Genomic DNA, 10,703 nt, shown 5'->3' on the forward strand with positions numbered 1-10,703 from the left:
CCCGCGGAGCGGGGTATGCCCCGGCAAGCCGGGGCATAGAGCGCGAATTGCGCAAGCGCAATTCGGATTCCCGCGCAAGCGCGGGAATGGAATTCCGCAAGCGGAATTCCGAACGGAATGCAATTCGCGCAAGCGCGAATTGGAGGCGACCGCGCAAGCGCGATCACCCGGGCTGGCTACGGGGGAAGGTGCATCACGCGCGGGCCTGTGTAGGGCTTGGGAATCCCAGCCACTACCCCCGCAACGGAGGTGACGGACCATCGGCCTGACGGAGTGCCGGCCCCACCGCAGTGACGGGCTCCGCTGCGCTTCACCCGAACCCCTCCCCCACCCTCGAAACCGGCCGTTCACGTTCACCAACACCCCGCCAGCATACACGGCAACCGGCTACAGCGGGACTGTTTACGTCACGAATCACCCTGGAGAGGGAACGCGCTGCCAGAATGATGCATCACGGACAGGCGCTGTGTAGCGTTTGGGCTCCAGCCGCGCCACCCCTGACCCCGGCCATAAACTCACCGCATGAATTCGAATTACGCGGCCCTGGATAGCCTAGCCACAGAACGGAAGCCCGATATGGGAATGCCAGAATTCGGCGTGCGGAGGTACGCGAGCCGTTCGGCCGCCAGGCCGCACGGCGGAACCCGCCACCGGCACCGGCCACGCCTCCATGCTTTTGAGCGTCACGGCCGGTACAACCCGAGACGCAGCTCCGCTGGTGCCGCCTACGGTCCGCACCCGGCCCACGGAGCCGCACGCGAAGCCGCCTCAGCCCCGTCCGGGCACCGAGGCGCAGCAGCTGGCGGGCGCCGGCGGATGGATTCGCGGCCTTCCCCGCCCGGCCGCATCCTCGCTGCTGCATGGAGCGGCTGGAGGGGCGCAGCGCGGGCCGTAGGGGGCGCGCCTCTAAAGATCAGATAGGCGCAAGCTTCTGACCTGCGGAAACGCGCGAGATATATGCAGCCTGAGTGAATGGATCACGCCCAGCGGAGGCGAGTTGCATGCACGTAGGTGAATAGATCGTTCCTGTCCAGGGACACGCCCGCCGCGTGCATAGATCTCCTGCATAACATCGCAGATCTGCTATGTTATGCAGCCTCAACGATCATGGAGAAGGAGAGCCCGTGGCCCAGCCCTTGAGGCGCAGCGCGGAGGCGCCGGCGACCGCGTCGCGGCTGGCCCCCGTCCCGCCGCCCGCCGATGCCGTCAACGGCATGGAGTCGGCCCAGCAGCTGGTGAAGAGCCTGGACAGGCTGGCCAAGCGGGGCGGCACCTTCACGACGAAGGACCCGGTCAAGCCGTACGTCTTCTACGGCAAGGGGCACTTGAGCATGTCCCAGGTGATCGAGGACAACCTGTGGAAGTTCGACCTGAGCTCGATGTCGCGCAACGTCCTGGACTACCTCAAGACCCACCACGACCAGCAGGGCCTAGTGGAGATGACCCAGAGCGGCCTGGCGAAGAAGTACGGCTGCTCCCAGTCGAAGATCTCCCGCGCCGTCAGCCAGCTGAGCCACCACAACTTCACCTGGCGGGAACGGCGCGGGGTGTACCGCCTCAACCCGCTCTACGCTTACCGGTGGGGCAGCGAGAAGCAGCTGCGCCTGGTGAAGTCGCTCAAGAAGACCCTGGTCGCCCACGAGATCACCATCCCGACTGTGAGGAACGAGGCCACGCGATGAGCTCCGCTTCCATCCCTGGTTTCCACAACCCGGAGATCTTCGAGGTCCTGCCGAACGCCTGCCTGTCCCCCACGGCCCGCGACGTCTTCGACGTGCTCACCTCCCGCCAGGAGCCGGGCGGCCTGGTCAAGATCCGCCAGCAGGAGCTAGCCGAGCGCCTCGGGCTGACCCAGTCCGTGGTCTCCCGGGCCATCAGCCAGCTGCGCGACAAGGGCATCATCAGCGAGCGGCAGCGCCGCGGCGAGGTCCTCATCCACCCGCTGCTGGCCGGCTACGAGTCGCTGAGCCACATGGTCAACCACCTCAAGGCCCCCGACACGTTCGTGTGGCCGCTGAACTTCCCGACCGGTGACATCCGCCCGCCGCGCGCCCGGGACGCCCGCATCGGGACGGACTTCGACCCGGACCCCGACGGCGGCGAGGACGCCCCGCTGCCCGACGCACCGCCCACCCTGCGACTGGCCGGATGATCCGCAGCTCCTGCCCCGCCACCGCCACGGCGCCCACCCCACCGGGAGGGCGCCGTCGTCGTTCCCGGCCGTCCCGCAGCAGCGCGATGGCCGGCCCCCGCAGCGCGCTGTCCCGCGCCGTGCTGCATGCAACCGGTGCATAGATCTTCTGGCCTGCTGTACGAGCAGCACCCTTGTCCCGCCTGGCCCAGGCAAATGCTGCGCTGCCCCCCCGGAACCCGTCGGGCAGCAGACCACGAGGACGACCAGGACCACGAGCAGCAGCGACTACAGCACCGTCCCGGCCAGGGCGCGGCGGTCCCCGGTCAGGGCATAGCGGCGGGCAGCGAGTCCGTTCTCGACCGTCTCCCCGATCTCGTCGCACAGGAGCGCCAGGACGTCGGCGGCCTCGGTGTCGGACAGGTACGCGGGGGCGACTTCGAGCATCAGCTCCCCGAGCTGGTGCGAGCAGGTGGCCAGGTCGTCGACGACGGCGCGCAGCGCGGCGACGGCGGGGTCCACTGGCGGTTCGATGGGCGCCGGGGGCGGCGCGGTGCGGACGTCGCGCACGGCCTGGCGGACCACGGCGCGCACCGTGGGGCCATCGAGGGCCTGGAGGCCGCTGTGGGCGAGCGCGGCGAGTCGGCGGGTGATGATCTCCGCGACGGCGTCCGTACGGCCGGAGACGGCGATCAGGGCCCGCTGGGACAGGCCGTAGTCGAGCGCGGCCGCGGCGCCGGGGTCGGTGTCTCGCGTGCGGGACAGGCCGGGGCCAGCGGCGACCGCGCCGTGGATCGCGGTGAGCGCGCGAGCGACATCGAGGAGCCGGTACGCCTGCGCGCGGCTGATGCCGAACTCCGCCCGGCAGTACGACTCCCAGGTGCTGTGCCCCAGGGGGAGCCAGACGCGGGCGGCGTGCGCGTCGCGGACCCGGGCGGCGAGCACCGCCACGGAGCGCCGGACGTCGTCCATCGCCTCCCGCAGCCCGGCCGTCATCTCCCGGGCGCGGGCCTCGCTCAGCGGCGGCCGCGCCGGTTCGACGCCGTGCTCCTGGTCCTCGGTGTCCTCGCCCACAACTCCATCGTCCTCCGCGCCGGCGGGCACCACCAGGGCGTGCGGGAGCACGGGCGCGAGCTCCACCTCACAGGCTCACAGATCACCCCGCCCACCTGGGGAAACAGCCTGTGAGCCTCATAGACCTCACAGGCTGGGGGCTGCGCGTGACACCTGCCGCCGCCGAGGTCTGGCACGCTGTGGCGCGCGGGGAGCTGTCGCGTCTCGCCGCAGGAAGGGGAGCCGGAGTGGCGGGGATCGAGCGGGAGCCGGCGGAGGTGCGGATACCCAAGGCCGCGCTGGACGCCTTCGCTGCGGCGCTGAGCGTGCGCACGGTGGCGATGCGGACCTGGCCCGACGGCATCGAGTGGATGTACCCGATGGGCACGTGGGACGACCCGCACCTGGAGGTGGCGCTCATGCCCGGCGGCGAGGAGGTGTGGCTGAGGATGTCCACCGACCGCTCCAGTGTCGCCGTGTGGACCATCCAGCAGTGGTGGGCCTTCTCCGGCGAGCTGCCTGGAGCGGCGCCGCCGGCCTGAGCTGTGGCGCCGGGGGTCAGCTGCTCCTGATGATGCGGTCGATGTCGAACGGGACTTCCTCCGCCAGCCTGAACAGCGGCTCCAGGACGCCGTGGTACACCGGGTCGGTGTGGGGCGGGCAGTGCTCGGTCAGCAGGCAGCCGGCGGCTTCGTCCTTAGTCCGGGGGTGGTCCTCTTCCTCGTCGGCGGCGATCTCCAGGACCAGGTCCATCGCGTCGTCGACGCCGTCGCGCACCTTGGCCCAGCGCCGCGCGGTGTCCTCGCGTTCGTTCGGGATGACGCTGTGGTGCGGGCGCTCGGGCAGGAGGTCGGCCACCGGCACCGACAGCGCCTCGCGCAGGCGGCCCAGGGTCGGCTCCTGGCACAGCTCCTCCACCGTCTTGGCCGTCAGGGGCGGCTTCGCCTCCGCGACGCGCTGCAGAACGGTGACGCCCAGGACGACAGCCGCGGCCGTGTACCGCCAGGCGGTCAGCGCCACGTGCCGCTCGTACGCGGCCGCGCCGCTCGCGATCTCCTGGACGGCCTGCCCGTAGAACGGGAACGTCGTGTTCGCCTCGTGCATGTCGGCCACGTCACCGCCGCTCTGGAGCCGGTCCCAGAGCGCGCTCGCCGACTGCAACTCGTACCGCGCGGTCAAGAACGCCGCGTTCAACGACCGCAGCGCTCCCAGCTCGATCGTCGTCAGCGGGCCGTTCTCATCGAACCGTGCAAACCGCATCGCCACTCCCCACCCCAGGACCCGATCAGTCCCTGGCACGCTACCCGGCACTACGGCAACGGGTGACTACTGCGCGTGGATACGCGTTGCCGCCCGGGTGGCAACCAGCGGATACGGCCACCCGGCCCGCGAGTTCCCGGCACACTCGGGCCCACCAGCGTGCGTGGACAAGGAGCAGCTCGATGCCCGTGAAGATCACCCCCGACGACGCGTACGACGACGCGACCGACACCCTGCGGGTCGGGCGGCACGACCTGGAGCGGCTGCTGCTGGAGTTCCGTGAGCTGATGCGGAAGCAGGAGCCGGGCAGCTGGCGTCACATGGAGGACTACGACCTGTCCTTCGAGCGCCTGGCCGACGCCGTCGACGCCGCGACCGAAGCCCGGCGGGGCGCCCGCTGGGAGGGGCCCGACCTCCGGATGCGCTGCACGACCACCGAGGCCGTGTACGAGTGGCCGGAGGGCGCTCCCTACGAGGGCGGCACGACGGTTACGTGGAACGTGCCGGGTCACGGCTCGCACGCCACCGACCCCGCAGAAGATCCGTGCATGTCGCTGTGCGGCTTCAGGTGGGCGGAGGGGGAGGGCCGGCGCGTGAGCGGCTTGCCGGACTGCCGCGAGTGCCGACGTGAGGTCCAGCTCGGTGCGGAACGGTCCCGCGGCCGCTGGTGATTCCCCGGGCGGCTACGCGTCGCCGCCGGGATGGATACGGCCGTGGCTACGATCGGAAACGGCCCGACCCCGGCAGCTGCAATGCCGGGGTCGGGCCGTTGTCACAGGGGATGGCTACCCGAGCCAGACGATGTTCAGGACCGTCAAGCGGCGCAGCGGCCGGTTCACCCAGTAGGTGAGGGAGAGCTGGCCGACGGCCGCGTAGCGCACGTCCTCGCCCTCGAGGTCGTCCGCGTTCCACTGGCCGAAGCCCCACGGGTCGCCGGCGGCCGCGCCCAGGATGTCCCACACGGTGTCTTCGACGTGTTCGGGCAGGGTGTCGAGGACCTTGGCGGCCGGTGCGGAGAGACGGACCGCGTACGGCTGTCCGCTCACCGGCGCCTTCGCCTTCCCCGCAGCTCCGCCATGTCGATGGCCTCGCTGTCGTCGTAACCGGAGGCGACGAAGGCATCGACCGCCGGGGCGTGGGCGAGTCGGCCCTGCCAGTCCTGGACGACCTCGTACAGCCCGGCGAGGGAGAACGTCCGGCGAGACTCCTCCAGCGCCGCCGCCCACTCCCGCTCGAAGGCCGGCACCCAGGTGTCGGCGCGCCGGTCGGCGCGCAGCTGGGCGAGGAGTTCGGCCGGTGCCCCGGGTGCGGGGGCGTACGGCGTGACGGGTGCGTGGTCGGGCTGCGCGCTCATCTGGTCCTCCCGGCGGGTCGTCACCTCACGGTACGCGCGCCGGGTCGCCGTGGAAGCGGACATGCGGTGATCCCTCCTACTGGGTGCGGAGGGTGCGGGCGACGGCCTGGGCGTGCTCGCGCAGCGGGTGGTCCTGCTTATCCCAGGTGGCGGCCACGTAGTTGAGGAGTTCGGCCGTGGCGCGCTCGGAGTCGCTCGGGTCGCTGGCAAGCAGCTTGTCGGCGGCGAGGGCGACGTCGAAGGCCGGGGTGGACAGGTCCTCCGGTGCGAGGGCGTTGCCGCGGTCGACGTCCAGGACCAGGAGGTGGCGCACCTGGTTGCGGGACTGGATGGTGATGGTGTCCTCACGGGGGTAGTCCGCGTCGGCGACGACGAAGCCGGGGTGGTTGAGGATCGCGGCGGCGACGGCCTGGGTGAAAATCGGCTCGAGGAGCAGGTCGTCGTCGGTGGGCTCCGGGGGCTTGAAGGTCAGCGTGTAGTTGATGCCGGCCTCGGTGGTGAACCACACCGTGTCGCCGCCGGGGTCGGCGTCCGCAGCGGCGAAGTGCGGGCTGCGGCGCAGCGCTTCGGCGACGCGGACCGGGTCGTGGTCGGCGTCGAGCAGCGGGCTCTTGTCGCGGTCGATGGGCGGGAATTCAGCAGTCATGCATTCGCTCCTATTCAGTAATCCAGGTCCAGGTAATCAATGTCATTGATTGCCACGTCCGACAGTCCCATAGCGCGACCGCCACCGTCCTGGAAATACACTTCCTTAAACCCTTCAGCGATGATCCCACGCATTACCTGGTCGCTGGCACCGGTGTCGCGGGCGTCGAACAGGCGCTGCGCGTACGCGGCGGGGAGACGCACGGTGAGGCGGCGGAAGCGGCCGTCGTCGGTCGATCCGGCGGAGGATTCGTAGCCGAACCGGGCTCGGGTCTCCACCGTGATCCCGGAGGCGGCGGCCTGCTTGCGCCGGCGCTTGCGCACCTGGGGCTGCCAGCGGGACTTCACCGCGTCGTCGATCTTCGCGGCGACGTCGGCGCGGGCGTGCTTGCGGGCGCCGCGCCGGTAGCGGTTGACGGAGTCGGGGGTGACACCGAGCTCCTGGGCGACGGCCTTGGCGCTGCCGAGCTGCTTGAGCAGGTAGCCGATCTGGCCCTTGAGCGTCTTGGGCGGCTCCCGGGTGAACGCTTCCCGGTCGGCCCGCTCGATGGCGTCCTCGATCTCTCCCGCCACGGTTCAACTCCCTTCGGGGGTGAGGTCCTGGCCGTCGGGGTCGACGAGCCGGAACCAGGTCTCGCGCGTCTCGCGCAGGTCATGCCGCCACAGTTCGAACCGCGGCGAGGCCCGGCGGGCGCGCAGGGAGAACTGCAGAGCCTCCATGCGCGCCTCCAGGCGGTCCAACGTCCGCTCCAGCTCCGCCCCGGCCTCCAGCGACGGGACGGAGGTGTCGGTGGCCACAGCCCTACTCGCCCTCGTCGAAGACGGCGTCGTGGCCGTCGCCCTTGACGTGGCGGGCGGGGTTGAGGCCCTTCTCCATCAGGTCGACCGCCCACGCCATCTCCTGGACGCCTTCGACCTTGGCCAGGCCCGGGGTGGGCCCGAGCCGGAAGCCACCCGGCTGCGGCTTGCCGGATGCCGCGTAGGGGAGGAAGTCGAGCGGGGAGGTGCCGGGGCTCGGGTAGACGACGCAGTCGGACAGCACCGCGAGCGGGTAGAGGCCGGTCATGTCCGCCATGTTGCGGAGCTTGCGGTGCATGTTGACCCGCGCCTTGCTGATGACGGCGGCGCGGATGTCGGGGCGCCAGGTCGGTCGCTCCAGGGCCGGCCACCGCTCGCCCTCCTTGTAGGACTTGCCCTGGGGGCGCTCGCGGAGCTTGCCGACGCCGCCCTTGACCGTGGCCTTGATCGCAGAGAGGACGGCCGCCAGGGCGGGGTCCTTCTGCTTGTGGTGCTCCATCGCCGCGATGAACTCACGGTCGGACAGGTCCTTGGTGACGCCGAGGTCGGCGAGAGTGTCGACGTAGGCGTTCTTGAGCCGGTCGTGCCACGGGTCGAGGTAGGCGCCGGTCTCGCGGCGCAGGTACGCCTCGATGGGGGCGACGTTGTAGCCGAGCTCCTGGGCGTAGGCGACGGTGTGCGTCTGGTACCAGGCCGGGCCGGTCGGGCGCTTCCCGGACGGCGTGAACGGCGAGGGCAGGCGCGGGTCCAGCTCGATGCCGGAGAGGTCCACGAACCAGCTGCCGGGGATCCGCTTGTCGAACTCCGGGTGCTGCACGTACTCCGGCTCGGACATGCCGACCACCAGGCGGGCCGCGGCCGCGAGGAACGCGGTGTTGAGGTCGAGGCCGACCGCGTAGGGGAGCATGCACTCCTCATCGGACAGCAGGTCGACGTCGCGCACCCACTGGTACGCCTCCTCATCCAGGAAGCCGCCCGTCCAGCCCGAGTTCACGACCACGGGGTGCTCGGGGGTGGCCTCCGGCGGCGCCGGGTCCATCGGCTGCGTGCCGAGGCTGCCGGGGTTGTGGCCGGAGACCCAGTTGCCGGTCTCGCGGTCCTGCACGGCGCGGGTCGGCGGGCGCAGCGCGGTCATCAGCTCCAGGCCGGAGACGGCGGTGCTGCCGCGCGGGGTGATGACCCGGGTCGCGTACACCCCGAGGACCCGGGCGATGTCGGCCGGCTCCATCTCGCTGACGCCGGGCCAGGAGCGGGCATCGAGCGCGTCCCACGACAGAACGGCGAGCTGCACGCACTGGCGCTGGTTGCCGGTGGCCTTGCGGTAGATCCGTGCCCACGGGCCGAACCCGCGCTGGGTGAGCTGCCACCGCGCCTTGAGGACCTGCTTGACGACCGGGTGGTCCTCGGGCAGGCGCAGGGAGCGGCGCTGCTCGTGGCCTTCCAGGCGCTCGGGCAGTCCGAGCTTCACGGCGGCGGCCGCGGTGAGCACGATCAGCGGGTCGCCGTCCTTGCCGTTGCGGTGGAGCTTGGGCGAGCCGAGACCGGACTCGCGCAGCGTCCACTCCACCAGTTGCGGGACGGTGGTCGCCGGGCAGTCCAGGACGATGCCGTTGACGCCGTACGCGGAGCCGTCGCCGTCCAGGACGGCGAGCGGACCGTGCGGGAAGCGCGGGTCCAGCGCGGCCTTGGCGGCCTTCTTCGCGGCCGGACGGCGCGACGTCGCCGGACGGGCGGCGGGACGCACCGGCTGAGCAGCGGGAGCGTCGGGTTCGGCGAGGTCCGTCTCAACGGTGGGCACGGCGGTGAACGTCTGCGGCACCGGGGTGGGCTGCGGCGCGGGGGCCGGAGCGGCGGCGGGCACGGCGTGCGCGGGGTACTTCGCGGCCCACCCGTTCAGCAGCCGCTGGTACGCCTCCAGGCGCGGCGACTTCGGCTCGCTCCGCCCGTTTTCGTAGTTCTTCACCGTCTGCACGGTCGACTTCAGGGCCTGCGCGAGGCGGGCCTGGGTGATGCCGGCGGCCTCCCGCAGCCGGGCGCGCTCCGCCGGGGGCGGGAGCTGCGGCTCCTCCTCCAACAGGGCGTCGATGTTCGCGAACAGCTCCTCTTCGGATGCCATGTGGATCTCCTTTCGTGCCCCCACCCTAGCACTGTTTACCCTAGTCTTTAACCCACTTTTTTAACCCGTTTGGATTGTTCGAGAGGGTGGGTTGTGGACGCCGTCAGGCGGCAGGCGCAGGCCCTGCCTCACAGCTCACAGGCACACACCGCACCGCATCTACCTGGGGAAATGCCGTGTGAGACTCACAGGGCGCGGCCAAGTTGCCGAAGAGCGCCCCTGCCGGACCGGCGTGCTCGGTACGGTGGCGACCATGGCGGACCAGGGCAACACATGGGGCGGGCCGGGGCGAGCACAACTGGGCGCTGTCGAGCCACCGCCGGGCGCACCGCCCGGCACGGTGCGGATGGTCACCGGCACCCGGGCCCGGCAGGTGAACGACCAGGAGGCCCGCGACTTCGGAATCTCCACCGACCGGGTCTGCCTGGAGATCGAGCACGTCTTCTACGACGCCGACGACGACGTCCTGCGGCACACCATCACCGTGGACTACAGCGGCCAGCCGTACGTCACCCGGCACGTGCCCACCGCCGAGGAACTCGCGCGCCGCGAATAGCCGGCCCCGGCCTCCTGGCCCTCCCCGGCGATCGGCGGATCGGGCTGGGCGCGGCCGGTACGGTGCCGGGTGAGACGTCGACAGTAGGGGGAGAGCGTGGCGAAGGTTCGAGACCGCGGTGAGGTGCTGGGCTTCGGAGCAGCGGCCGTGCTCTTCCTGCCCGGGGTCGCCTACCTCGGGATCGCCAACGGGCACGAGTTCATCGCCAACGACTTCTTCGCCTTCATGTACTGCCTGGCCAGTGTCGGCTTCGCGTCGGTCCCGCTGATGTCGTGGCGCCGGGGCGACGGCCGGTACGCCGACCCGGGCTTCGTCCGCTCCGCGTGGTTCCCGTGGCTGTTCACCACCGGGCAGGGCGTCGCTTACAGCGCCCCGCGTGGCGACGCGAACCTCTTCCTGCTGGTCTTCGGCTGGGGCGCGTTCATCTACGCCGGGATGGTCGCCCTGTACTTCCTCGGGCGCGCCCTGTGGTTCACCGACGACCAGGCCGTGCCCCAGACCGGCGAGGACACCGCGCAGCCCGAGACCAGCGCCTGACCCGCCGATCACGCCGTCTGCTCCAGGCGACGCGGCTCGATCCGCTGCCCGGCCTTCTCCGCACGGGCCCGGCGCAGCGCGGCGGCCTCGGTCGCCGCGGCCTGGCGGCGGCGCTGGACGCGGGCCTGCTCGATCGGGGCCGGCGCATCCTCCGGGGCGACGTCGGGTTCGGGGAAGGCCCGGCGCGACAGTTCCCGCATCGCGGCGGTCTGCCGCTCCACCGCGTCCGCGATGGCGGGGTCCACCCGCGACG

Annotated in this window: 14 protein-coding genes and 1 pseudogene; 6 read left to right on the top strand and 9 right to left on the bottom strand. The window is 71.3% G+C overall.

Going from position 1 to position 10,703, the window contains the following annotated elements; translation table 11 throughout:
* Positions 1-1,124 precede the first annotated feature (1,124 nt).
* Complete coding sequence (locus MHW47_RS25510) at positions 1,125-1,682, top strand: replication/maintenance protein RepL (RefSeq protein WP_239226111.1); 558 nt, start codon at positions 1,125-1,127, stop codon at positions 1,680-1,682.
* The gene (locus MHW47_RS25515) at positions 1,679-2,152 is read left to right on the top strand and encodes a helix-turn-helix domain-containing protein (protein ID WP_018569528.1); all 474 of its coding nucleotides are present in this window, start codon (positions 1,679-1,681) and stop codon (positions 2,150-2,152) included. The genes MHW47_RS25510 and MHW47_RS25515 overlap by 4 nt, the downstream gene beginning before the upstream one ends.
* Positions 2,153-2,419: 267 nt before the next feature.
* Here the strand turns inward: MHW47_RS25515 and MHW47_RS25520 are convergent, their stop codons facing one another.
* Complete coding sequence (locus MHW47_RS25520; RefSeq protein WP_239226112.1) at positions 2,420-3,271, bottom strand: hypothetical protein; 852 nt, start codon at positions 3,269-3,271, stop codon at positions 2,420-2,422.
* A gap of 44 nt (positions 3,272-3,315) precedes the next feature.
* Here MHW47_RS25520 and MHW47_RS25525 point away from each other — a divergent pair, with 44 nt between their 5' ends.
* Entirely contained in the window at positions 3,316-3,726 is a 411-nt protein-coding gene (locus MHW47_RS25525) for a hypothetical protein (protein WP_239226113.1), read from the top strand.
* Positions 3,727-3,742: 16 nt separating this feature from the next.
* Here MHW47_RS25525 and MHW47_RS25530 read toward each other — a convergent pair whose 3' ends face one another.
* Positions 3,743-4,444 (bottom strand): hypothetical protein, encoded by a 702-nt coding sequence (locus MHW47_RS25530; RefSeq protein ID WP_239226114.1) that lies wholly within the window; start codon positions 4,442-4,444, stop codon positions 3,743-3,745.
* A gap of 182 nt (positions 4,445-4,626) precedes the next feature.
* Between MHW47_RS25530 and MHW47_RS25535 the strand changes: the two genes are divergently transcribed.
* Positions 4,627-5,115: a hypothetical protein gene (locus MHW47_RS25535; protein ID WP_239226115.1), complete on the top strand. Its 489-nt coding sequence runs from the start codon at positions 4,627-4,629 to the stop codon at positions 5,113-5,115.
* 114 nt (positions 5,116-5,229) lie between these two features.
* Here the strand turns inward: MHW47_RS25535 and MHW47_RS25540 are convergent, their stop codons facing one another.
* The 6 genes from MHW47_RS25540 to MHW47_RS25565 all read right to left on the bottom strand — a co-directional run bounded on the left by MHW47_RS25540 (position 5,230) and on the right by MHW47_RS25565 (position 9,357).
* Positions 5,230-5,490, bottom strand: a complete 261-nt coding sequence (locus MHW47_RS25540; RefSeq protein WP_239226116.1) for a hypothetical protein — start codon at positions 5,488-5,490, stop codon at positions 5,230-5,232.
* Positions 5,487-5,798 (bottom strand): DUF6247 family protein, encoded by a 312-nt coding sequence (locus MHW47_RS25545; protein ID WP_239226123.1) that lies wholly within the window; start codon positions 5,796-5,798, stop codon positions 5,487-5,489. Before MHW47_RS25545 ends, MHW47_RS25540 begins: the two co-directional genes overlap by 4 nt.
* Positions 5,799-5,874: 76 nt before the next feature.
* Entirely contained in the window at positions 5,875-6,444 is a 570-nt protein-coding gene (locus tag MHW47_RS25550; RefSeq protein WP_239226117.1) for a hypothetical protein, read from the bottom strand.
* Between the two features lie 14 nt (positions 6,445-6,458).
* A complete protein-coding gene (locus MHW47_RS25555) occupies positions 6,459-7,016 on the bottom strand; it encodes an XRE family transcriptional regulator (protein WP_239226118.1) in 558 nt (185 codons plus the stop codon).
* Between the two features lie 3 nt (positions 7,017-7,019).
* Positions 7,020-7,241, bottom strand: a complete 222-nt coding sequence (locus MHW47_RS25560; RefSeq protein WP_239226119.1) for a hypothetical protein — start codon at positions 7,239-7,241, stop codon at positions 7,020-7,022.
* A gap of 4 nt (positions 7,242-7,245) precedes the next feature.
* Entirely contained in the window at positions 7,246-9,357 is a 2,112-nt protein-coding gene (locus MHW47_RS25565; protein ID WP_239226120.1) for a helix-turn-helix transcriptional regulator, read from the bottom strand.
* Between the two features lie 253 nt (positions 9,358-9,610).
* On the opposite strand from MHW47_RS25565, the gene MHW47_RS25570 reads away from it, so the two are divergent.
* On the top strand, positions 9,611-9,913 hold the full coding sequence (locus tag MHW47_RS25570) for a hypothetical protein (protein ID WP_239226121.1): 303 nt from the start codon (positions 9,611-9,613) through the stop codon (positions 9,911-9,913).
* Between the two features lie 96 nt (positions 9,914-10,009).
* Entirely contained in the window at positions 10,010-10,450 is a 441-nt protein-coding gene (locus tag MHW47_RS25575) for a hypothetical protein (protein ID WP_239226122.1), read from the top strand.
* Between the two features lie 8 nt (positions 10,451-10,458).
* On the opposite strand, the pseudogene MHW47_RS25580 reads toward MHW47_RS25575, so the two are convergent.
* Positions 10,459-10,703 (bottom strand): annotated as a pseudogene (locus MHW47_RS25580) (DUF721 domain-containing protein); the annotation flags it as partial.

The sequence above is a fragment of the Streptomyces sp. OfavH-34-F genome (genome assembly GCF_022347745.1).
In the GTDB taxonomy this organism is placed as follows: Bacteria; Actinomycetota; Actinomycetes; order Streptomycetales; family Streptomycetaceae; genus Streptomyces.